Here is a 23,094-nt window from a genome sequence, read left to right on the forward strand (position 1 = left end):
GACGCTGTCTGTTGTCATGGGGTGCGCTCCAGGAAGCCGTGCGAGAGCCAGGCGGGTTCGCGGTCCGGGTCGACCGAGAGCTCGTCGGACCAGGTCAGGCGGTAGGGCAGCTCGGGGCGCAGGTCGATGCTGGTGAGGTCGGCCAGCAGGCGGCGTACCGAGGACCAGTCGGCGCCGACCGCGTCGGCCAGGCGCACGCGGGCGGCCCCGGCCAGGAGGGACTCGGCGACCTCCGTCAGCCGTTGGACGACGGCGTCGGCCGGGCCGTCGAGGGAGTCGGCGGGGCCGGGGTCAGGCAGGTCGGAGCGTGGGGGAGTGGGCTGGGCGGGCACCGGGCGCGGGGCCTCGTCGACGGCGCGGGCGATCGCGGCCGGGTCGTGCCACGGCGCGGGCGCGTCGAAGACGAACCCGTCGAGGACGGCGGCCAGGCGTTCGCGGGAGGCGGTCTGGGAGAACGTGCGCCACGTTTCGGTGGGCAGCAGCGTCAGGTTGCGGGTGGTGCCGGCGGAGTCGGCCAGGCGCCCGGCGGCGCGGCGGCTGGCGTCGCTGTAGGAGTAGATGGCGGCGCGCAGGTCGGTGCAGGTGCGGTCGAGATCGGGCCAGCGGGTGAGGATGGTGCCGTGCAGGCTCTGCGCGCGGCGGGCGATCTCCTCGGTGCCCCAGAGTTTGGGCGCCTGCTCGCGCAGTTCCTCGATGGTGCCGGTGGTGAGGGTGATCAGCTCCAGGGCCCACAGGCGGAAGGCGCGCGCGAGGTTGGCGGCGCTCTGCCTGGCCTCCTCCATGGTGGTGCGCGGGTCGGCGACGTTGAGGTCTTCGAGTGCCAGCAGGCGGTGCATCTCGGACTGGCCGCCGTCGTCCATCATGCGGCGGATGAACATCAGCCCGACCACGCTGGTGAACGAGGCCCGATAGCGCAGCTGGTTGGGTTTGGGGAAGACCTCGCGGACGGCGCCCAGCCCCTTGAGCACCCGCAGCCGGTTGTCGAACTGATCGGCCGGATAGGCGCGGCACACATGGCGCATCTGCTCGTGCGTCAGCCACTCCTCGCCCGCCTCGGCGAAGGCGCCGAACAGCGTCTCGGCGATGTCGACCAGGGCCGGGTCGTCGACCACGGCCCCGCTGTCGCGGGCCAGCGCGGCGAACATCCGGCGGTAGGTCGACAGCACCGCCTCCTCGGAGAGCGCGGCGTCGAGGGTCAGGGGCTGCTCAGGCACGCGAACTAAGGTACGGCTTCGCACCGACACTCTGGCACCGGACGCGGCGCGCCGTACCGAAGACACCGACGCCGAAGCCCGCGCGACGCCACGCGTCAGATGCCGAACGAGCCTTTCGCGGCGCGCGCCCGCAGGACCAGGTCGATGGCGAAGCGCCGGTCCGGCTCGGTCAGGGCGTCGCCGAGTGCGCTCTCCAGCTGCCGCATCCGGTAGCGCACGGTCTGCGGATGTACCTTGAGCTGCTCGCCGATGTCGGCCGCGGTGCCGCGGGTGGCCAGCCACACGCCGAGCGTCTCCAGCAGCCGTTCGCGCCGCCCGGTCGTGAACGAGCCGAGCGCCGTGAACTCGCGGCGCGCTATCTGCTCGGTGAGCTCGTGGTCGGCCAGCAGCCACAGCGTGACCAGGTGGTCCTCGCAGCGCAGCAGCGGCGCGCCCGCGATGATCCCCTCGTCGGCCAGGGCGAAGACGCGCCGCGCCCACCGCATGGCCGAGGGCGCGGCGGCCAGCGGCACGGTGACGGAGATGACGGCGGACATGCCGCTCAGCAGGGATTCCAGGCGCCGCAGCCGCTCGCCGGCGATCTCGCCCGGATACAGCAGGCAGGGCTCGGCGCTGGCCCAGTCGGCCAGGACGCCGGGTTCGAGCGGGCCGCCGGGGTCGGTGGCGCCGGCCCGCAGCGCGACCAGCGTGATCTGCTCGGCGGGCGTCCAGGCGGCGCGGGCGGCACGCTCGGGTACGGCCCCGCCCCCGTCGAGTATGTGGCGCAGCAGCCTGGCCCGGCGTTCACGCAGGTCCTTGCTGGCCCGGGCCAGCTCTTCCTGGTGGCCGCGTACGGACTGCTCGGCGAGGTCGCCGATGAAGGCGATGATCGAGTCGCCCATCGTGGCCACGAGCGAGGGGTCGACGCCGTGCCGGTTGCCGACCTCGACGCTGCGCCGCCAGACCAGGCGCAGGCCGAGCCGGTAGGCGGCCTGGAGGCTGTCGAGGCTGCGGCCCTCGCGGGCTTCGAAGCGGCCGAGCTGGCGGCAGACGGCGTCGCGGGCCTCGAAGGAGGCGCTGGGGTCGGCGACCCGCTGGATGAACGAGGTGAGGATGCAGTCGACGCCGCGTCTCAGCAGCTGGCCGTGCTTTCCGGTGGTGCGGTGGGCGAACTCGGGGATCGACTCGCCGATCGCCAGGAGGACCTCGTCCACGATGCTGGGCACCTCCGGCCACATGATCTCGGCGAAGTGCGGCGGGATGGGGCCGGGTAAGTCACCCTGTTCAACGGTTTGCGTCAACAGTCACACCTCCCTCATCCGCCTTGTGACATGTGACACAACGAACATAGGGAAGAGCCCGGCCTCCGACAAGAGACCAGGCACTTCCTTGATCATCGAACCGGTCAGGGCACGATGTCGGTGTACTTCTTGAAGGATCCGTACTGCTGGAAGATCGCGGTGTTGCGACCGGCGGCGGCAGGGGTCCCAGCCTGGGAGTTCACGACCGCGTTCAGCAGGCCCAGGCCGAGTCCGCAGCTCTCCGCGCCGGGCACCGCGAAGGCGTTGTCCACGATCGTGGCCTTCTGGATCGGCGGGTTCGTGGACACCAGGACCGGCTTCACGCCGGAGATGGGCGTGTTGGGCGGTGGCGGGTTGGTCGTGCCGAGGATGAGGTTCAGCCGGAGGGGGTTCCTGTCGGAGCCGAGCCGGCAGTTGTGGCCGAGGACCGGGTTGATGATGCGGACCTTCAGCGCCATCTTCCATATCGGGCCGGGCACGACGTCGAACGAGCCCGCGTACTGGGGTTCGGCGTAGACGGCGGTCAGGATGGGGTCCCCGAAGATGCCCTTCCTGACCGTCATGCGCTCGGCGCGCAGCCGGCCGAAGACGGTGACCTGCTTGCGGGTGTCGGGGTCGAGGCCCGTGGCGTAGGTGATCTTCATCGGCTTGTTGATGACCTGGTCGAACTTGCCGAGCACGAACTTCCCACCGTTGACGATGATCACGTTGCACGTCCAGAACCGCGGGTCGGCGCGGTCGGGCAGGTCGGGGCAGTCGGCGAAGTCGAACGCGGGGATGTCCTCGGCCTGGGCGGGGGCGGCCATCGCGGCGGGCGTCCCCAACATGAGCAGCGCGGCCAGGGCGGCTTTGGCGACCTTCACGGGATTCCTCACGGGGCCTTGGTCGCGTAAAGCTTCTGGTCGTAGGTGCCGGAGTTGGGCACGGACTCGCCCTTGACCACCACGTTGGCGAAGGCCGCGGCGGCCTCGGGGCAGTACACGTCGTTGGTCTCGGTCGGCATCAGGTAGAACTGCTGCCCCTGCGCGCTGCCCTGGGCCTGGGCCAGCGACGGGTCGGGACGGTTGGGGTTGTCCGGGTTGTAGAGGTCGATCTCCAGGGTGGGCGTGTCGGCGGTGAGGCCGTAGTAGCAGGTCTGCGGCTCGGTGGTGACGGCCGGCATCTCGATCACGGCCTTGATCTTCACGCCGGGCTGGTTGCCGGGCAGCTTGAGGAAGGTGTCGCGGTTGTTGAGGTGATCGTCGTCGTAGTAGATCGTGCCGCTGCCGTTGGTGTTCACGGTGGTGATGGTGGTGGTTCCGCCCTGGTTGTTCGGGCAGGCGCCGCCGGAGCCGTTGTTGTCGATCTGGACGTAGTTGACGTAGCCGCCGGTGCCGTCGGAGTTGACGCCGCCGCGCAACTGGGCGTACTGGCACGTGGTGTCCACGAGGCCGATGAAGGGGGCGTTGCCGGAGAAGTACACCTCGCCGAAGCTCAGGGCCTGGATCTTCCCGGAGTACGCGGCCGCGGTGGCCGTACCGGCGCGGATGACGGGGGTGGACTCGGCCGCCACCGCCGTGCCGGGCAGCAGAATCAGCGCGACGGCAGCGGCGGCTAATGGCGCTGACACCCGTGCGATGGATTTCATCGTGTGCCTCCATGAAAGGTGAGTGGTGACGAACGTCACAGAAACAGAAGAGAGTTCTGGCGTCAACAATTCGAATCCCTGAAATATGTATTGCTCAGCCAGTGACAAACAATGCGCGGTGAATTAGTCACCGGCTGCCAAGCGGTGTGTGCTCATCCGCTGACAAAGCCGCCCGGCGCGTTTGTCAGCCGATGACAAAGGCTTGAAAAGCGAATGCGTTGTGCCCTACCGTGCCGCGGACACCGCTGAAGGGACTGCCATGCGCTCAGCCGCGCCGTGGATCGCCGCCGGAATTCTCGCGACCATGTTCGGGTCCGGGGGAAGCGCCGCCACCGGGACGCGGGGCCCCGTGTCGGACACCGCGTACGGGTGCAAGGTCGGCGACTCGGCCACGAACCACCGGATCAGGATCCGCCTGACGGTCACGATGAAGAGCCCCGAGGCCGTGGGTGTGGACGTGCGCCCCGGACGCCTCAGCATGAAGATCGTCATGCCCCGCTCGATCCTCGCCGACCTCTCCGACCAGCCGGTGGACTCGCTGAGCGCCACCATCACCCCCAAGGTCGGCGCCGCCTTCGAGGCGGACGAGGGCGAGAGCCCGGAGCCGCGCGTGCTCGCCTGGCGGCAGGTGCGCAGCCCGGCGAAGAGCCCGGTCGCCGCCTCCGGCGAGGTACGGCTGACCGCCGCCACCTGGACCGCCGGCCAGCGCGGCGACGCTTTCAAGGCGGCCGTCCCCGGCGTCGCGACGTTCACCGCCTCGGCGCTGACCATGATCCTGACCCCGCCCGCCGGCGGCGCCAAGATCGCGACCTGCACGCCGGAGACCGAGACCGTGCAGGCCAAGGTGGTCTTCCGCGGCCCGAAGACCGGCGAGGACTGCCCGCCGAACCCGGCCGCCACCGTGCTCAACCCCGACTTCGAGGTGCCAGAGGTGCCGCCGACCGCGGTGCCGGGGCCCATCCCGCCCGCGATGGGCTGCGCCAAGCTCAAGGGCTTCTCCAACATCAAGAAGCTCGACGCCGGCGTCTCGGTCGAGTCGCTGTCGGCGGTGAAGAGCCTCAGCGGCTTCCGCTGGTTCGTGCCGAGGGATCCGCCGCCGGGCACGGTGCCGTGGCAGCGCCAGGACTACGTCGGCGAGAACCAGCCGGTCCGCGCCACCGGCACCTTCCTGACCTTCGGCTTCGTGCCGACCACCACGACGGTCGAGCTCACCCAGGTGGGCGTGGCCAACGTGCACCTCATCGACTCCTCCACCTCCGACGGCTCAGACGACCTGGCGGTGGCGGTCAACGCGCGCGTCACCATGCGTGTGCTCAAGGCCAGCGTGAACGGCCGGCCCATCGACGTCGGCCCGAAGTGCCGGACGGCCAGGCCGATCGATCTCAAACTCCGGGGCGGCGAGATGTACGACCCGCCCTACCAGGACAACCTCCTGGTCGGCGGCGTGCTGCGCGGGCTGGTGGAGATCCCGCCGTTCGCCGGCTGCGGCGTCGGCGAGGACATCAGCCGCCTGCTGACCGCCTCGGTCTCCGGCAAGGCCAACGAGATCCAGGTCAACCAGGGCGCCCTGTGCGGAACGGCCGGCGCCCCTTCCGCCCAGTGCCCGCCCGAGGTAACCATCAACGGTAAGAAGGCGGGCTCGCGGAAGGGCTGAACCCCCATGCACCTCCATCGCCACTGGGTCGAGATCGAACGGATCGGCCTGGTGGTGACGCAGGCGTGCGCGCGGTGCGGCAAAACGCGGATCAGGTTCTCCAGGAAAACCCGCACCCGATGACAAAAGGCGAATCAAAAACAATCAGGCGTTGACAGACGACCTGACCGATGCGGAATCGTGTCTTTAGTCACTTGCCTCTCGATCGTCGCGATGAGTAGCTTGCCCGCACGCAATGCCGCGACCGATCAGGCGAGGTAATGGGAATCGAAGTGGTGGTCCAGGGACTGTCGAAGTCCTTCGGCGCGCAGACCATTTGGGAAGACGTCTCGCTGATTCTCCCCGCCGGGGAAATCAGCGTCATGCTCGGTCCTTCAGGCACCGGTAAAACGGTGTTTCTCAAATCCCTGATCGGCCTGATCAAGCCGGAAAGGGGGAAGGTCGTGGTCAACGGCGTCGACATGATCAACTCCCCGGACCGCCAGGTCTACGAGACCCGCAAGCTCTTCGGCCTGATGTTCCAGGACGGCGCCCTGTTCGGCTCCATGAACCTCTACGACAACATCGCCTTCCCGCTGCGCGAGCACACCAGGAAGAGCGAGGCGCAGATCCGCGGGATCGTCCTGGACAGCATGGAGATGGTGGGCCTGGCCGGCGACGGGAAGAAGCTGCCCGGCGAGATCTCCGGCGGTATGCGCAAGCGCGCGGGCCTGGCCAGGGCGCTGGTGCTGGAGCCCGAGATCATCCTGTGCGACGAGCCCGACTCGGGCCTCGACCCGGTCCGCACCGCGTTCCTGTCGCAGGTGCTCATCGACCTCAACGCCCAGTTCGACACCACGATGCTGATCGTCACCCACAACATCGACATCGCCTCGACCGTCCCGGACAACCTGGGCATGCTCTACCGCCGCGAACTGGTCACCTTCGGCCCCCGCGAGGTCCTGCTGACCAGCGACGACGAGGTCGTCCGGCAGTTTCTCAAAGGAGACGTCCGTGGGCCCATCGGCATGTCGGAGGAGAAGGACGCCGCCCTGCGGGCCATGGAGAGCGCCGTGCCGTACGGCGGCGGGAAGACGATCCCCGAGCAGCTCGCCCCCACGCCGGGGCTGCCCCCGCGCCAGGCCGTCTGGCGGCGCATGGACCGGGTCATGCGCATGCTGCCCGAACTCGCCCCCGCCGCCAGGGACGCGATCGTCTCCCGGCACCTGCCCGGTGTGAAGGAGTAGACGATGGCCTCGATCACCGGCGGCTTACGCCAGACGGGCAGGATGTTCGCCCTGGGCGGGTCCGTGCTGGGGCTGATGTTCCGGCGGCCGTTCCAGTTCGCGGAGTTCATCCAGCAGTTCTGGTTCATCACCAGCGTCACGATCCTGCCCGCCGCGCTGGTGTCGATCCCGATCGGCGCGGTCATCTCCCTGCAGGTCGGCTCGCTGGCCCAGCAGATCGGCGCCCAGTCGTTCACCGGAGCCGCCAGCGTGCTCGGCATGCTCCAGCAGATCAGCCCGATGATCGTGGCGCTGCTGGTGTCCGGCGCGGCCGGCTCGGCCATCTGCGCCGACCTCGGCGCCCGCACGATCCGCGACGAGATGGCCGCCATGGAGGTCATGAGCGTCAACCCCGTCCAGCGGCTGGTGGTGCCCAGGGTGCTGGCGGCCATGGGCGTCGCGGTGCTGCTCAACGGCCTCGTCTCGGTCGTCGGCGTCGCGGGCGGCTACTACTTCAACGTCGTCATGCAAGGCGGTACGCCCGGCGCCTACCTGGCCAGCTTCTCCGCGCTGGCCCAGCTGCCCGACCTGTACATCAGCGAGTTCAAGGCACTGCTCTTCGGCTTCATCGCCGGCGTCGTGGCCGCCTACCGGGGGCTCAACCCGGCCGGCGGGCCCAAGGGCGTCGGCGACGCGGTCAACCAGTCCGTCGTCATCACCTTCCTCCTGCTGTTCTTCGTGAACCTCGTGCTCACGGCGATCTACCTGCAGGTCGTCCCCTCGAAGGTGGGCTGATGCACACCAGAGTCCTCACCTGGCTGGACGAACTCGGCGACCAGCTCGGCGTCTACGTCCGGGCGCTGCTCTGGATCCCGGCCGCGCTCACCCGCTACTTCAGGGAGATCCTGCGACTTCTGGCCGAGGTCGCCTTCGGCAGCGGCGGCCTGGCCGTCATCGGCGGCACCATCGGCGTGATGGTCGCCATGACCCTGTTCACCGGCGTCGTCGTCGGTCTGCAGGGGTACGCCGCCCTCGACCAGATCGGCACCGCCTCCTTCACCGGCTTCGTCTCCGCCTACTTCAACACCCGCGAGATCGCGCCCATCGTCTCCGGCCTGGCCCTGTCGGCCACGATCGGCGCCGGCTTCACCGCGCAACTCGGCGCCATGCGCATCAACGAGGAGGTCGACGCCCTGGAGGGGATGGGCATCCCGAGCCTGCCGTACCTGGTCTCCACCAGGATCGTGGCCGGGACCGTCGCGATCATCCCCCTGTACGGCATCGGCCTGATCAGCTCCTACCTGTCCTCGCGCATGGTCACCATCTGGGTCAACCAGCAGTCGGAAGGCACCTACGACCACTACTTCGGCGTGTTCCTGTCGCCGACGGACGTCCTGCTCTCCTTCCTCAAGGTGCTGATCTTCAGCGTCATGGTGATCCTGGCCCACTGCTATTACGGCTACCGCGCCGCCGGCGGGCCCGCCGGGGTGGGCGTGGCGGTCGGCCGGGCCGTACGGGCCTCGATCGTGCTGATCAGCGTCACCGACTTCTTCCTCAGCCTGGCCATCTGGGGCGCCACCACGACCGTGAAGATCACCGGATGAGGAGCACGGGATGAGAAGACGGCTGGCAGGGGTGGCGTTCCTCATGGTCCCGGTGCTGCTGGTGTGGCTGTCGGTGGCCGTCTACACCAAGCGGTTCGCCGAGGTCGCCCTCGTCACGCTGCGCGCAAGCGCGGTCGGCCACCAGATGCACCCGCTGGCCGACGTCAAGGTGCGCGGGGTCGTGGTCGGCGAGGTCAGGACCATCGCCGCCGACGGCGACGGCGCCCGGCTGACGCTGGCCATCGAACCGGAGCACCTGCGGCTCATCCCGGCCGACGTGCGCGCCCAGATGCTGCCCACCACCGTCTTCGGGGCCCGGTACGTCGCGCTGATCCCGCCCGCGAAGCCGTCGGTACGCCGCCTCGCCGACGGCGCGGTGATCGCCGAGGACCGCACCGCCAACGCCATCGAGCTGCAGGTGGTGCTGAACAACCTGCTCCGGCTGCTGACCGCGGTCAAGCCGGCCAAGCTGTCGGCGACGCTCAACGCGATGGCCCAGGCCCTGGAGGGCAAGGGCGAGCAGCTCGGCCGGACGCTGGTCCAGCTCGACCGCTACCTCACCAGGCTCAACCCGCACCTGCCCGAGCTGAACGCCAACGTCCGCGAGCTGATCGAGTTCAGCCACCTCTACAGCGAGGCCGCGCCCGACATCCTGCGGGCGCTGGCCGACTTCACCACCACCAGCAAGACCATCGCCGACCAGCGTGAGAACCTCAGCGAGCTGTACGCCGGCGTGACCGCCGCCTCCCAGGACCTCACCACGTTCCTGCGGGCGAACTCGGCCAACCTCATCCGGCTGGCCGCCCACAGCCGCCCGACGCTGGAGCTGCTGGCGCGCTACTCGCCGGAGTTCCCGTGCACGCTGGAGATGCTCGCCGACTTCGTCCCGCTCATGGACAAGGTGCTCGGCAAGGGCACCAAGGAACCCGGCCTGCACGTGAAGGTGATCGCGGTACAGAGCAAGGGCCGCTACCTGCCGGGCAAGGACCGCCCGGTCTACAGCGCGACCGGGGGCCCGCGCTGCTACACCATCCCCTACACCGGCGACGGCGCCCGCCCCACAAGCCCGCCTTCGGCGACGCCAACCCCTTCGGGCACGCCCTCGGGCACGCCCTCAGGCACGCCCCAACCGTCGGAGACACCGTCGCCCACCAGCCCCGCAGAAGCCTTCGGCGGCTCCTACGGCCCGCCCAACTCCGGAGCCGAGAGCCGCCTCGTCAACGAACTGCTCGCCCTGGAGTACGGCGACGACCCGAGCACCCTGCCCGACTGGAGCAGCGTGCTGGCCGGACCGCTCTACCGGGGCGCCGAGGTGAGGATCCGATGAGGGAAGTCACCGCGCCGCTGATCAAGTCGATCGCCTTCGTGGTCGTCACGGTCCTGGCCACGCTCGCCCTGGCCATCAGCGTGGCCAACAGCGACCTGGGCGAGCGGACCACGTACCGGGCGCGCTTCACCGACGTGGCCGGGCTCAACACCGGCGACAGCATCCGCATCGCGGGCGTACGCGTCGGCCAGGTGGAGGCGATCGCCATCGTGGACCGGCGGGTGGCCGAGGTCGAGTTCTCCGTCGAACGCGACCGCCGCCTGCCCGCCTCCGCCACCGCGACGATCAAGTACCTCAACCTCGTCGGCCAGCGCTACATCGACATGGCCCAGGGCGAGGGTACGGCGGGCGGCACCCTGTCCGCCGGCGCCACGATCCCGCTGGATCGCACCACCCCGGCCATCAACCTGACCGAGCTGTTCCGCGGCTTCCAGCCGCTCATGCGGGCACTGTCGCCCGACGACGTCAACAAGCTCGCCGGCGAGCTCATCCAGGTGCTCCAGGGCGAGGGCGCCACGGTCGAGGGCCTGCTGCGCACGATCGGCGAGCTGACCAGTTCCCTGGCCGCCAAGGACGACCTCATCGGCGAGGTGATCAAGAACCTCGACACCGTCGTGGCCACCGTCAACGCCCGCGACAAGGAGCTGACCACGCTCGTGGTCACCCTGCGCAGGCTCATGAGCGGCCTGGCCGCCGACCGCAGGCCCATCGGGCAGGCGATCGGCGCGCTCGGCGAGCTCACCACGAGCACCGCGGGCCTGCTGGCCGACAGCCGCGAGCCGCTGCGCCGCGACATCGACCAGCTCGGCAGGCTGGCGGGCAACCTGAACGCCGACGCTCCGCTCGTGGAGCGGTTCCTGCAACGGCTGCCGGACAAGGCCGAGGTCATCACCCGCGCCGCCTCCTATGGCTCCTGGTTCAACCTCTACCTGTGCGAGGCCCTGATCAGCGGGGTCACCTACACCGACGGCCGGCCGGCGCCCACGGGCATCCCGAACACCCAAGGCAGGTGCAAGCAGTGAAGCGGCTGCGCGAGCGCAACCCCATCCTGGTCGGCCTGGCCGGTCTACTGCTCATCGGCGGCATCGGCACCGCCGCCTACCGGGCCGACGCCCTGCCGATCATCGGCGGCGGCACTGACTACACCGCCTACTTCACCGAGGCCGCCGGCCTCACCCGGGGTGACGAGGTACGCGTGGCCGGGGTCAAGGTCGGCAAAGTCAGTGACGTCGCCCTCGACCGGGGCAGAGTGAGGGTGGAGTTCCGGGTCAAGGACGCGTGGGTCGGCAACCGCACCACCGCCGCCATCATGATCAGGACGTTGCTGGGCGCCAAGTACCTCGCCCTCGACCCGCTCGGCCCCGAGGCGCAGAACCCCGCGCAGGCCATCCCCGTCACCCGCACGCTGGCCCCCTACGACGTGACCGCCGCCTTCGACGACCTCGGCCGCACCGTCGCCCGGCTGGACACCGACCGGATCGCCGAGAGCCTGGACACGATCTCGGCCACGTTCTCCAGGACGCCGCCGCACGTCAAGCAGGCCGTGACCGGCCTGTCCGCGCTGTCGAGGACGATCTCCTCCAGGGACGCGGAACTGGCCCGGCTGCTGGCCGGGACCAAGAAGCTCAGCGGCACGCTGGCCGCCCAGAACGACAACTTCGCCGAACTCCTCAGAAGCGGCAACCTGCTGCTGGACGAGCTGCGCAAGCGCAGGGCCGCCATCCACGCGCTGCTCACCGGCACCAGGGAGCTGTCGGCGCAGCTCGTCGGGCTGGTCAGGGACAACAGGAAGCAGCTCGCGCCCACCCTGCGGGCGCTGGCGCGGGTGAGCGACGTGCTGCTGCGCAACCAGCGCGATCTGGACCGGGCGCTGGCGCTGGCGGGGCCGTACACGCGACTGGTCGGCAACACGATCGGCAACGGGCGATGGCTGGACGGTTACCTGTGCGGGGTCGTCCCGAAGCACTACCTGCCGGACGGCGTGCCCGACAAGGGCTGCCTTCCCCCCAAACCAGGAGGACCCCACAAGCCCACGCCGACCCCGACCGGTAGCCCCACCACTCCCGGAGACGACCGATGATCGCGCACCGGAGGCGCTCTCTCGCCCTGGCCGCGGCGCTGGTCGTCGCGCTCACCGGCGCCGCCGCGCCGCCGCGGGCCCCCGACGACCAGATCACCGCCTACTTCCACTCCGCCGTCGCCGTGTATCCCGGCTCCGACGTGCGGGTGCTCGGCGTCAAGGTCGGCGAGATCGCCTCGGTGACGCCCGAGGGCACACAGGTCAAGGCCGTGCTGACGCTGGACGACGGCGTCGACGTGCCCGCCGCCGCCACGGCCGTCGTGGTCACCCCCGCCCTGGTGGCCGAGCGCTACATCCAGCTCAGCCCGGCGTACACGAGCGGGCCGAAGCTCGCGCCGGGCGCCGTCCTGCCCGCCGACCGCACGGCGGTGCCGATGGAGCTGGACAAGCTGTACGAAACGCTCAGCGACTTCTCCGAGGCACTCGGCCCGACCGGCGCCAACAAGGAGGGCTCGCTCTCCCGCGTGCTCGACGTCGGCGCCGCCAACCTCAAGGGCAACGGCCGGGACATCAACACCATGGTCGCCGAGTTCGGCAAAGCCTCCAGAACGCTGGCCGGCTCCAGCGGCGACCTGTTCGCCACCGTGCGGCACCTCGCCGACTTCTCCCGCATGCTGCGCAACAACGACGATCAGGTACGGCTGGCCGAACAACAGCTGGCCGACGTGACCGGATTCCTGGCCGCGGACCGCGACGAGATCGGCGGCGCCCTGCACGAGCTGGCCGGGGCGCTGGGCGAGGTGAAGACGTTCGTCGCGGAGAACCGCACCCTCCTGGCCGCGAACGTGGACAAGCTCGCCGACCTCACCCAGACGCTCGTGAACCAGCGGCGCTCGCTGGCCGAGGCCCTGGACAACCTGCCGCTGGCGGCCACGAACGTGGTCAACGCCTACGACCCGGAGACCCGGACGGTCATGGGGCGGGGGGATCTGCTGGAGCTGATGTTCGGACCGGCGGCCAGGGCGCTCGACCCCCAGCAGATCGTGGACCCGGCTCCCACCCCGACGGCCGGCGCCACACCGGAGAAGTCGCCGAGCCCGACGCCGTCGAAGTCGCCCGGCCCGACGACGCCCGCCCCGACGGCGAGTCCGAGCGGCACCGCCAAGACGAAGGACCCGACGCCGACGCCCGGCGACGAGCTACCTGGTGAGGGGGAGCGCTGATGGCCATCCACCGGGAAGCCGGGTCACGTACGGCGGGCCGTACCGGAAGAGGGCGGGTGGTCGCGGTTGTGGTCGTGGCCGGGACGCTGGCCGGGTGCGGGATCGGCGGGATCAGGGACGTGCCGCTGCCCGGCGGCGCCGAGCTGGGCGAGCGGCCCTACACGGTGACGGCGGAGTTCGAGACCGTGCTGGACCTGGTCCCGCAGGCGGCGGTGCGGGTCAACGACGTGGCGGTCGGCCGGGTCACCGAGATCAGCCTGCCCGAGGAGAGCTGGACGGCCCGCGTCACCATGCTGGTCAACGGCGCGGTGAAGCTGCCCGCCGACGCCGAGGCGAGGCTGGAGCAGACCAGCCTGCTCGGCGAGAAGTACGTGCAGCTGGCCGCGCCCGCCCGGGGCGGCACGGGCGGGACGCTGGCGGCGGGCGCGCACATCCCGCTCCCGCGCACCGTCAGGAACGCCGAGGTCGAGGAGGTGTTCGGGGCGCTGTCGCTGCTGCTCAACGGCGGCGGCCTGGCCCAGATCAGGACCATCTCCCGCGAGCTGAACAAGGCGCTCGGCGGCAACGAGGCCGAGATCCGCGACCTGCTCAAGAAGCTCTCCACGCTGACCGGCAACCTCAACCGCCACAAACAGGAGATAATCGACGCCCTCGACGGCCTCAACCGGCTCGCCAAGACGCTCGACTCGCGCAAGAAGGACGTCAACACCGTCCTGGACGACCTGAGCCCCGGCCTGAAGGTGCTGGAGGAGCAGCGGGGCGCGCTGGTCACCATGCTGGCGCAACTGGAGAAGCTCTCCGGCGTGGCCGTGGACGTCGTGGACCGCAGCAAGGACGACGTCGTCGCCGACCTGCGCGCGCTGGAGCCGATCCTGCGCAACCTGACCGCCGCCGGACGCGACCTGCCGAAGGCACTGGAGGTGGCGCTCACCTACCCGTTCACCGACGAGATCACGAACGCGGTCAAGGGCGACTACCTCAACGCCTACCTGTCGATGGCCGCCGGTCCCGACGTCGAGCCGATCGTCCCGACGATCTCGATCAACGCCGGCCCGAAGGACGACTGGCCGGAACTGCCGTTCGACATGGTCAAGCAGAAGGCGGGCAAGCAGCCCACGGCCACGCCGTCCCCGGCGAAGTCCAAGACCCCTTCGCCCACGCCCTCGCCGTCGAAGACGAAGCCACCGGCCCCCACGCCGGAACCCGAGCCCGAGCCCACCCCGACGCCGACCCCCGAGCCGACACCGACCCCCACCCCCGGACAGGAGGAGTAGATGCTGACCCGCGCCACCCGCATCCGGGTCGCGATCTTCCTGGCCATCGCGATCGTCGTGATCGGCTTCATCGGCATCGAGTACGCCAAGCTCGGCAGGCTGTTCGGCCGCCCCGGCCACTACGTGGTCAAGCTGGAGCTGGCCGAGACCGGCGGCCTGTTCCCCGACGCCAACGTCACCTACCGCGGCGTCACCGTCGGCCGCGTCGGCGAGATGACGCTCACCGAGCGCGGCCTGGTCGCCGACCTGCGCATCGACGACGCCGCCCCGCCCATCCCGGACCGCCTGCAGGCCGTCGTCGCCAACCTGTCGGCGGTCGGCGAGCAGTACGTCGACCTGCGCCCCTCCACCGCAAACGGCCCGTTCCTGCGGGCGGGCTCGGTCATCGCGAAGGGCGCCACCCCCGCGCCGGTCACCGAGATCCTCGGCAACGTCAACGCGCTCGCCGCCTCGGTGCCGCTGGACTCGCTGCGCACCTTCGTCGACGAGCTGGGCAAGGCGTTCCAGGGGCAGGGCCCCAACCTGCGCGCCCTGCTCGACTACCAGAGCAGCTTCGTCTCCGCCGCGGACGAGAACCTCGTCCCCACCACGCGCCTGCTCACCGACGGCACCTTCGTCCTGCGCACCCAGAACGAGGAGGGCCAGGCCCTGCGTGACTTCGGCCGCAACGCCCGCCTGCTCGCCAAGCAGCTCAAGGACTCCGATGCCGACCTGCGCACGCTCATCACCGAAGCACCCGGCGCCACCCGCGAGCTGTCCCAGCTCGTGCGCGAGCTCGACCCCGGCTTCAGCGTCCTGGTCGCCAACCTCCTCACGACGTCCGACCTCACGCTCACGCGCCGGCGCGGCATGGAGGAGCTTCTGGTACGGCTCCCGCAACTCGTCGCCGCGGGCACCACCGCCGCCAGGTCGGGAACGTTCACCTTCGGCCTGACCAACACCTTCTTCAACCCGCTGCCCTGCGTGAGCGGCTACGGCAGGACGCCCTACCGCAACGGCCTCGACACCAGCCCCGGCACCTCCCTGAACACCGGCGCCCGCTGCCTGTCGCCGCCCTCCACCGGAGTCGGCGTGCGCGGCTCGGCCAACGCGCCCAAGGGCGGGGTGCCCGAGGCGGCCAAGCCCGGCTCGTTCAGCCTCGACGAACTGCCCGGCCGCCACGACACCCTGCCCGATCCGCCCGCCGACGGGCCCGAGAACGACATGGAGGAGCTCCTGTGGCCCGACCCCGACCGCTGACCCCGCCCGCGTCCGACCGCGACCCGCCGCCTGGCCGGGGCTCGTTGCCGGTGCGGCGGTGGGCGGGGCCGGTCGCCGTCGTGCTGGTGGTCCTGGCCGCGGGGTTCTGCGGATGGTCCGGGTGGGTGTCGTGGCAGGCGGCTGGCGACCCGGGCGCCGCCTTCGCGGCCGAGCGGGACCGGGCGCTGGAGGCAGGACGGCGGCATCTCGCCGTGCTCAACACCATGGACGCCGCCGCCGTGGACGCCGGTCTCACCCGCTGGCAGGAGGCCACCACCGGGGCACTGCGCGACGAGCTGGCCGCCGGGCGGGCGAGCACCCGCCAGGCCGTCGAACGTTCCGGCGCCACCTCCCGCGCCACCGTGATCGAGGCCGCCGTCACCGCCCTCGACGCCGAAGCCGGTGACGCGCAGATCATCGCCGCCGTCGAGATCGAGCTCACGGGGCGGGGCGGGCGGGCGTCGGTGGAGAGCAAACGGTTCCAGGCCGGGCTGGCCAGGACGGACGGCGGCTGGAAGCTCAAGTCGTTCACCGCGATTCCCGCCGTGGGCGGGTGACGAGGAGGTCCGCGTGGAAACGGAGTCGACCCTGGTCGCCGAGCCTGAGGCCGCCGGACGGCGGGGACGGCACGCCGTACCGGAGAAAAGACGGCGGCTACGGGTGGGCAGGCCCGCCGTGCTCGTGGCGGTCGCGGTCGTGCTGCTCGTGACCGGGGTGGCGGTACGGGCCGCGGCGCCCGCCCGGGACGTCGCCGCGGGGAACCGGGCGCTGCTCGACCAGGCGGGCACCACGCGCGTGGCCGGTGACGTCAGCAACGCGCTGGCCAGGATCTTCACGTACTCGCCTGCCGAGATCGAGGCGACCGAGCTGGCCGCGCGGGACTCGCTGGACGGGCGGGCGGCCGAGGAGTACACGCGGCTGATCACCCAGATCCGGCGGGACGTGGTGACCCAGCAGGCCACGCTCACCACCCGGGTGGTACGCGCCGGGGTCGTCACCCTGACCGGGGACACCGCGCGGCTGCTGGTCTTCCTGGACCAGACGGCCACCCGCTCCGGCAAGCCCGCTGGACCGGCCGTGGCCGCCCAGCTCACCGTGAGCGCGCGCCTGCGGGACGACCGCTGGCGCATCACCGAGATCACCTCCAGCAAGGCGAAGCGATGACGAGCATCCAGGAAGTCACCGAGGAAACCACGGACCTGGAGTCCGGCCACCCGGAGCAGACTGGGGCGGGGGAGAGGGCGGGGTGGGTCGCGCGCGTGGCGGTGGCGCTCTGCGCCCTCGCGGCGGTCGGGGCCGCCTGGTCGGGGTGGGCGTGGATCGGCGCCGTGGGCGATGACGGGCTGCGCTACTCCCGGCTGCGGGACGAGGTGGTGCGCAGCGGTTCGCAGGCCGTACAGAATCTGAACACCCTCAGCCACCGCACCGTCGAGCGCGACCTCGCGCTGTGGGAGGACTCCACGGCGGCGCGGCTGCACCAGCAGATCGTGCGGGGGCGTGCGGCGTTCACCGCCGAGATCGCCAAGGCGGGCACGGCCACCAGCGCGAAGGTCCTGGAGGCGGCGCTCACCGAGCTCGACGAGGCCGCGGGGACCGCGCGGATCATCGCCGCGGTACGGATCACCGTGGTCCCGCCCCAGGGTGAGCCGGTGGTCAAGAAGAGCCGCCTCGTGGGCGAGCTGACCCGCACCTCCGGCGGCTGGAAGCTCGCCGCCCTCACCCAGGCTCCGGACGGAACCACCTCATGACCAGCGACGACAAGGAGCCCCCCATGATCCGCGACCCCGAGCCGCAGCCCCAGCCGGGCGACAGCCTGGTGTACACGCCACCGGTGGAGCCCGTGCCCGTGCTCGTGCCCGCGCAGCCGGGGCCGGTGGAGCCGCCGTTCCCGCCGATGCCGCCGGTGGAGAAGGTCTCGTTCGCGGCGCGGGCCAGGCCGGTGCTGTCCGTCGCGGCATCGGTCTGGCGGCGCGTGTCGGCACTGCTCATCTGGGCGGTGAAGGTGGCCGCCCGGCTGATCGCGGTGGTGCTGCTCCTGCACGCCGCGTTCTCGATCTTCAAGGCGAACGCGGCCAACACCTGGTACCAGGTCGTCGACGCGCTGGCCGGCACGCTGTCGCTGGGCCTGACGAGCCTGTTCGATCTGGCCGACGCCCGGTGGGAGGCGCTGGTCAACCACGGCCTGGCCGCCGCCGTCTGGCTGGTCGCCGGCTCGGTGGCGGCGGGCCTGCTGCGGCGGCTCACGCCATGAGCACGACCTGGGCCGCCGCCCGTACCCGCCGGTTGCCCGCGCTGCTGGCCCTCGCCACCGTGCTCCTCGGCGGGGTGGCCGGGCTGGCCGCGACGAAAGCGCACGACCTCCGCGACACGACCACGACCCGGAACACGGCCATGACTGATCAAACCCGGACCGGCCAGGTCAAGAGCCAGATCATCGATGCGGTGAACACCGTCTTCTCCTACGACCACGCCGATGTCGCCAAGACCGAGCTGGCGGCCCGCGACCTGCTGACCGGCAAGGCCGTGGAGCAGTACCAGGGCATCTTCGGCCTGGTCCGCGAGCAGGCGCTGCGCGACAAGCTGGTGCTGACGACCACGGTCACCGACAGCGGCGTGACGCTGCTGGAAGGCGACCGGGCGCGGCTGCTCATCTTCGCCGATCAGCACAGCACGGCGGCGGAGCCGGGCAAGGCCTCCTACGCTCCGGCGATGTTCGCGGTGGGCGCGGTGCTCGACGGCGACAGATGGAAAATCGAGAACATCGACACGTTCTGAGCAAGGCATGCGCCCTGGTACGGCTGCACGCTATCGTGATGCCCGGTAAGACGGGGGCAAACGCTTAGTAATCGTACATACGGGGTGAGTGACGCATGCGCGTCCGCATTCTCCGGGGCGACCGTGCCACCGCTGTGATCGCCGCAGTGGTGGCCGGTTGCCTCGTCGTCGTGGCGGCGGTGTTCGGCGTGGGCGTGTCGAGCGCCAATCCGAAGCTGGCCGACGTGGGCGCCTGGCTCTGGACCAAGGTCCGCGGGAAGATCGTCCACGTCAACGGCCTGTCCGGAGAGGTCGACGGGTACCTCGACGACAAGGCGGGCCGGCCGCTGCGCATCGTGCAGGACGGGCAGACGGTCCTGCTCGTCGACGACCGCACCGGCGTCGTCAGCCGGATCGAGCCGAGCCAGCTCAGCGTCGCACAGAGCCGCGACTTCGGCGCCGCCGGAATGCAGCTCGTGGTCACCGGCAAGTCCGCCTACGCGGTCAACCCCAAGGGAACGGTGCAACGCATCGACCCGGCCACGCTGAACTCCCTCGGCGCCCCGCTCGAACTGCAGGGACCGCTGGGCGCCGCGCGCATCGACGGCGGCGGCAAGCTGTGGGTCCCGGTACCCGCCAAGGGCGAGGTCGTCCCGGTCACGGCAGGCGTCGCCGAGCAGGCGGTCAAGGCGGGCGAGCCCGGCGAGGAACTCGCCGTCACGATCGCCGGTGGCCTGCCCGTGATCGTCAACACCCGCGCCTCCACCGCCGTGGTGATCGGCTCGGACGGCGGCGCCGGAGAGATCCTGCTGCCCAAGGGCGTCGCCCAGTCGGCCAAGGGCGGCGCGCTCACCCCGCCGGCGACCGAGGGTTCGCTGGTGCCGATCCTGGCGCCCGGCCCCGACGGGCTGCTCGTGGTGATCGACACCGCGTCCAACGCCGTCCAGACCACCAAGCTCGAGTCCGACGAACCCACCGCGCTGGGCGTGCCGCAGGTGCTCGGCTCCAAGGTGTACGTCCCCGACAGCTCCAGCGGCGGCCTCATCGTCTGGGACAGCGCGGCGGGCGGCCGGCCGACCACGATCCAGGTGGCCGAGCAGCCCGGCCCGATCGAGATGTTCGTCAAGGACGGCCTGCTGTGGGCCAACGACGAGAACGGCGACAAGGCCGTCGTCGTCGACCCCGAGGGCCGCAAGCACCCGGTCGACAAGGACGACAGCGACGTCCCCGGCCCGACCAACACGCCCAAGCCCAAGCAGACGCCGAAGCCCGAGCCCACCGCGTCCGGCCGCCAGCCCGACCCGACCAGGACGGCCGACCCGGAGCCCACGGAGACCGAGGAGCCGGAGCCGACGCACAAGCCCTCGAAGAAGCCCACCGAGGAGCCCGAGCAGACGCCCACCCCGACCCGCACGCCGACTCCGACTCCGACCCCGACCCGCACGCCCACCCCGACGCCCACGCCGAGCCCGCCGACCAAGCCCGGCTCGGTCAGCGCCAAGTCCGGGCCAGGGAAGATCGACATCACCTTCAGCCCGTCGACCGGTGGCAAGCCCGACCGCTACACCGTCCAGGTCAACGGCGGCGACGGGCGCGTGTCGCCGCAGTCGGTGGACGCGAACGGGCCGTTCCAGTTCGAGTTCAGCGGCGGGGACTGCGCCAAGGAGTACTCCTTCACGATCGTCGCCCACTGGAAGGGCGGGGAGGTGCCGTCCGCGCCGAGCGCCGGGGTGAAGCCCTGCGTGGCGCCCGGCGCGCCGTCGAACTTCGCCGCCAAGGCCAAGAACCGCGGCGCCGACCTGAGCTGGAGCGCCCCGTCGAACGCCGGGGAAGGCACCACGTACGAGCTGTCCGGGGCCAAGTCGGACAGCTCCATCAGCGGCACCTCGTTCAACGTGGACGGGCTGGACAACAACAAGAAGTACGAGTTCAAGCTGAAGGCCAAGAACGCGGCGGGGGAGAGCCAGGAGGTGGCCAGTGCCACCGCCGACCTGGCCTATCCGCGTCACGCCTACAGGAACGCCAACAACAACCAGACCAACACGCTCGTCCGGCCGGGGCCGTCGAAGAGCGGGGAAGCCGGGACGATCCCGAAGGGCCAGTACATCAGCATCACGGTGATCTGCCAGGTCAAGGGGGCCTCCGTCACGGAGGACGAGACCAAGGAAACCAGCGACGTCTGGAACCGGATCGAGTGGAACGGCGGTGTGGCCTACCTCAGCGTGACGCTGATGGAGTCACCGCGTGGCGCCTTCCCGGCGGCGCCGTTGTTCGAATGCACGGACTGAGAAGGGGGACTCAGCTGTGAGCCACCACCACCTGGAAGAGACCGCGCAGCCGTACCAGCAGCAACAGCTCGCGGGACAGTTCGCCCAGCGCTTCCAGCTGCTCGCGGGCAACATCGAGCACGTCATCAGGGGCAAGCGCGAGGCGATCGAGCTGGCGCTGATCTGCCTGTTCGCCGAGGGGCACCTGCTCATCGAGGACGTGCCGGGCACCGGCAAGACCACGCTGGCCCGCTCGATCGCGGCCAGCGTGGACGCCGAGTGGCGGCGCATCCAGTTCACGCCCGACCTGCTGCCCAGCGACATCACCGGCGTGTCGATCTTTAACCAGGCCTACCAGAAGTTCGAGTTCCACAAGGGGCCGGTCTTCGCCAACATCGTGCTCGCCGACGAGATCAACCGGGCCTCGCCCAAGACGCAGTCGGCGCTGCTGGAGGTCATGGAGGAGCGGCGGGTCACCGTCGACTCCGAGCCACACCAGGTGCCGCGGCCCTTCCTCGTGGTCGCCACGCAGAACCCCGTCGACATGGACGGCACCTACCCGCTGCCCGAGGCGCAGCTCGACCGCTTCCTCATGCAGATCTCCGTCGGCTACCCCGACCACGCCTCCGAGGTCGAGGTGCTCAAGGGCGGGCCGTCCGGGCCCCAGGTCGAACGGCTGCCGGTCGTCGCCCGCGCCGCCGACGTGGCCGGGATGATCGACTTCGCGACCCGCATCCACGTGGCCGATCCGGTCTACGACTACATCGTGGCGCTGTGCGGCGCCACCCGGAACCATCCGGCGCTCCGGCTCGGGGCGAGCCCGCGAGGCAGTCTCGCGCTGCTGCGCGCCGCCCGGGTCAAGGCCGCCGCCGCCGGGCGGCACTTCGTGGTGCCCGAGGATGTGAAGGCGCTGGCCGTACCGGTGCTGGCGCATCGTCTGATCCGCACGCCCGACGCGGAGCTGCGCGAACTGACGGCGGGACAGGTGCTCGGCGAGATCCTCACCGGGATGCCGGTGCCGCAGGCGGTCTGAGATGCTGACACCGCTCGGATGGGGGACGCTGGGCGGGTCCCTGGTGCTGTACGCGGCCGGATTCCTGCTCGGCTACACCGAGCCCGTCGTGCTGGCCACCGGCGGGCTGCTCGCGCTCGGCGTCGCGCTCGCCTGGACCGCGCCCAAGCCGCGGCTGGAGGTCAGCCGCGAGGTGACGCCGCTGAAGGTGCCGCGCGGTGACGCCGCCGTGGCCGTGCTCAACGTGCGCAACCTCGGCCGCTGGGCGCTGTCCGGCCTGCGCGCGCACGACCGCATCGGCGCCGCCGAGCACACCGTCGACCTGCCGCGCCTGCCCCGTCAGGGCGCGCGCATGGTCTCCTACCCGCTGCCGACCTCCGTGCGCGGCGAGATCCCCGTCGGTCCGTTGCGGCTCGTGCGCGCCGACCCGCTCGGGCTCACCCGCAGAGTCCGCGAGTACGGCGCCGCCGCCACCCTCCTGGTCCGCCCGCGCACCGTGGCACTGCCCGTGCCCCCGTCCGGACGCGCCCACCACCTGGAGGGCCCCACCAGCGACAACGCCCCCAGCGGCACCGCCACCTTCCACACCCTGCGCGAGTACGTGGTCGGCGACGACCTGCGCCACGTCCACTGGAAGTCCAGCGCGCGCACCGGGACGCTGATGGTCCGCCAGCTCATCGACGCCAGCCTGCCCACCACGACCGTCGTCCTGGACACCCGCGACCTGACCGAGCCCGCCGTCGACGCCGCCGCCTCCGCCGCCGTGGCCGCCGCCCGCGCCGGCTTCCCCGTACGGGTGCTGACCGGCGACGGCCCGCTGGCCGAGACCAAGTCCGACGCCGAGATGCTGCTGGACCGGCTCGCCCTGGTCGCTCCCGGAACCTCGGGCGTCACCGAGGCCGTCCGGCTGGCGCGGGGCGGGGGTTCGCTCGTGGTCGTCACCGCCGACCCGGCCGAGGTGGGGCGGTGCGCCGGGGTACGGCGCCGCTTCGACCGCGTGATCTGCGTGTACCTGGGCCACGGCCGTCCGGCCACACCGGGCGTCACGCTGGTCCCGATGTCCGACCTCAACGCCCTTTCCCTGGCCTGGAGCGCCCGATGACCCCCACCCCGCGCTCCCCGGGTGCGCCCGTCTCCGGCCAACACCCAGCCATGCCCGGCCCCGGCCAGCCTTCGGGCCTGCCCGGCTTCGGCCAGCACCCGGATCTGTCCGGCCAACACCCGGGTTCGCCCGGCCCCGGCCAGTCCTCGGCTTCACCCGGCTATGGCCGGCCCGCGCCCGGTTATGGCCAGACTTCGGGTTCACCCGGGCCCGGCCAGGAGGCTGGGTTCCCGGTCGGCTCGTCAGAGGGCGGCTCGCCGGAGGGTGGCGGGCGGCGGGGGCGGCGGCGCGC

22 protein-coding genes are annotated in these 23,094 nt (G+C 71.1%); 18 read left to right on the plus strand and 4 right to left on the minus strand.

Translation table 11 applies throughout. The features are described from left to right. Positions 1-14: 14 nt before the first annotated feature. From ACFWYW_RS08340 to ACFWYW_RS08355, 4 genes are all read right to left on the minus strand, one after another. Positions 15-1,214 (minus strand): hypothetical protein, encoded by a 1,200-nt coding sequence (locus ACFWYW_RS08340; RefSeq protein WP_379613503.1) that lies wholly within the window; start codon positions 1,212-1,214, stop codon positions 15-17. Between the two features lie 95 nt (positions 1,215-1,309). Further along, positions 1,310-2,494, minus strand: a complete 1,185-nt coding sequence (locus ACFWYW_RS08345) for a helix-turn-helix domain-containing protein (RefSeq protein WP_379613500.1) — start codon at positions 2,492-2,494, stop codon at positions 1,310-1,312. Between the two features lie 104 nt (positions 2,495-2,598). Then, positions 2,599-3,357 (minus strand): hypothetical protein, encoded by a 759-nt coding sequence (locus ACFWYW_RS08350; RefSeq protein WP_379613498.1) that lies wholly within the window; start codon positions 3,355-3,357, stop codon positions 2,599-2,601. An 8-nt stretch (positions 3,358-3,365) separates the two neighbouring features. Further along, positions 3,366-4,121: a hypothetical protein gene (locus tag ACFWYW_RS08355; protein ID WP_379613496.1), complete on the minus strand. Its 756-nt coding sequence runs from the start codon at positions 4,119-4,121 to the stop codon at positions 3,366-3,368. 259 nt (positions 4,122-4,380) lie between these two features. Between ACFWYW_RS08355 and ACFWYW_RS08360 the strand changes: the two genes are divergently transcribed. The 18 genes from ACFWYW_RS08360 (at position 4,381) to ACFWYW_RS08445 (ending at position 22,802) form a co-directional block, all read left to right on the plus strand. Beyond that, entirely contained in the window at positions 4,381-5,775 is a 1,395-nt protein-coding gene (locus tag ACFWYW_RS08360) for a hypothetical protein (RefSeq protein ID WP_379613494.1), read from the plus strand. A gap of 260 nt (positions 5,776-6,035) precedes the next feature. Further along, positions 6,036-7,001, plus strand: coding sequence for an ABC transporter ATP-binding protein (locus tag ACFWYW_RS08365; RefSeq protein ID WP_379613492.1), 966 nt, complete (start codon positions 6,036-6,038; stop codon positions 6,999-7,001). Positions 7,002-7,004: 3 nt separating this feature from the next. After that, on the plus strand, positions 7,005-7,775 hold the full coding sequence (locus ACFWYW_RS08370) for an MlaE family ABC transporter permease (RefSeq protein WP_379613490.1): 771 nt from the start codon (positions 7,005-7,007) through the stop codon (positions 7,773-7,775). Next, complete coding sequence (locus ACFWYW_RS08375; RefSeq protein WP_379613487.1) at positions 7,775-8,584, plus strand: MlaE family ABC transporter permease; 810 nt, start codon at positions 7,775-7,777, stop codon at positions 8,582-8,584. Before ACFWYW_RS08370 ends, ACFWYW_RS08375 begins: the two co-directional genes overlap by 1 nt. Positions 8,585-8,594: 10 nt before the next feature. Further along, entirely contained in the window at positions 8,595-9,911 is a 1,317-nt protein-coding gene (locus ACFWYW_RS08380) for an MCE family protein (RefSeq protein WP_379613485.1), read from the plus strand. Continuing rightward, a complete protein-coding gene (locus ACFWYW_RS08385) occupies positions 9,908-10,933 on the plus strand; it encodes an MCE family protein (protein WP_379613483.1) in 1,026 nt (341 codons plus the stop codon). The genes ACFWYW_RS08380 and ACFWYW_RS08385 overlap by 4 nt, the downstream gene beginning before the upstream one ends. Next, on the plus strand, positions 10,921-11,991 hold the full coding sequence (locus ACFWYW_RS08390) for an MCE family protein (protein WP_379613481.1): 1,071 nt from the start codon (positions 10,921-10,923) through the stop codon (positions 11,989-11,991). Before ACFWYW_RS08385 ends, ACFWYW_RS08390 begins: the two co-directional genes overlap by 13 nt. Continuing rightward, positions 11,988-13,154 (plus strand): MCE family protein, encoded by a 1,167-nt coding sequence (locus ACFWYW_RS08395; protein ID WP_379613479.1) that lies wholly within the window; start codon positions 11,988-11,990, stop codon positions 13,152-13,154. The genes ACFWYW_RS08390 and ACFWYW_RS08395 overlap by 4 nt, the downstream gene beginning before the upstream one ends. Next, positions 13,154-14,428 carry an MCE family protein gene (locus ACFWYW_RS08400; protein ID WP_379613477.1) on the plus strand — a complete coding sequence of 425 codons (1,275 nt, stop codon included), beginning with the start codon at positions 13,154-13,156 and terminating at the stop codon, positions 14,426-14,428. Before ACFWYW_RS08395 ends, ACFWYW_RS08400 begins: the two co-directional genes overlap by 1 nt. Continuing rightward, complete coding sequence (locus ACFWYW_RS08405) at positions 14,429-15,667, plus strand: MlaD family protein (RefSeq protein ID WP_379613475.1); 1,239 nt, start codon at positions 14,429-14,431, stop codon at positions 15,665-15,667. It abuts the gene before it with no gap. Next, on the plus strand, positions 15,646-16,224 hold the full coding sequence (locus tag ACFWYW_RS08410) for a hypothetical protein (RefSeq protein ID WP_379613473.1): 579 nt from the start codon (positions 15,646-15,648) through the stop codon (positions 16,222-16,224). The genes ACFWYW_RS08405 and ACFWYW_RS08410 overlap by 22 nt, the downstream gene beginning before the upstream one ends. Positions 16,225-16,237: 13 nt before the next feature. Next, positions 16,238-16,831, plus strand: a complete 594-nt coding sequence (locus ACFWYW_RS08415) for a hypothetical protein (protein ID WP_379613471.1) — start codon at positions 16,238-16,240, stop codon at positions 16,829-16,831. Continuing rightward, positions 16,828-17,415: a hypothetical protein gene (locus tag ACFWYW_RS08420; protein WP_379613469.1), complete on the plus strand. Its 588-nt coding sequence runs from the start codon at positions 16,828-16,830 to the stop codon at positions 17,413-17,415. Before ACFWYW_RS08415 ends, ACFWYW_RS08420 begins: the two co-directional genes overlap by 4 nt. Further along, positions 17,412-17,918, plus strand: coding sequence for a hypothetical protein (locus ACFWYW_RS08425; RefSeq protein ID WP_379613467.1), 507 nt, complete (start codon positions 17,412-17,414; stop codon positions 17,916-17,918). The genes ACFWYW_RS08420 and ACFWYW_RS08425 overlap by 4 nt, the downstream gene beginning before the upstream one ends. Continuing rightward, positions 17,915-18,442 (plus strand): hypothetical protein, encoded by a 528-nt coding sequence (locus ACFWYW_RS08430; RefSeq protein WP_379613465.1) that lies wholly within the window; start codon positions 17,915-17,917, stop codon positions 18,440-18,442. The genes ACFWYW_RS08425 and ACFWYW_RS08430 overlap by 4 nt, the downstream gene beginning before the upstream one ends. A 95-nt stretch (positions 18,443-18,537) precedes the next feature. After that, positions 18,538-20,709: a fibronectin type III domain-containing protein gene (locus ACFWYW_RS08435; protein WP_379613463.1), complete on the plus strand. Its 2,172-nt coding sequence runs from the start codon at positions 18,538-18,540 to the stop codon at positions 20,707-20,709. 16 nt (positions 20,710-20,725) lie between these two features. Then, positions 20,726-21,721, plus strand: coding sequence for an AAA family ATPase (locus ACFWYW_RS08440; RefSeq protein ID WP_379613461.1), 996 nt, complete (start codon positions 20,726-20,728; stop codon positions 21,719-21,721). A gap of 1 nt (position 21,722) precedes the next feature. Continuing rightward, complete coding sequence (locus ACFWYW_RS08445; RefSeq protein ID WP_379613459.1) at positions 21,723-22,802, plus strand: DUF58 domain-containing protein; 1,080 nt, start codon at positions 21,723-21,725, stop codon at positions 22,800-22,802. Positions 22,803-23,094 lie beyond the last annotated feature (292 nt).

Origin of the sequence: Nonomuraea sp. NPDC059023 (assembly GCF_042740095.1) — a bacterium.
In the GTDB taxonomy this organism is placed as follows: Bacteria; Actinomycetota; Actinomycetes; order Streptosporangiales; family Streptosporangiaceae; genus Nonomuraea.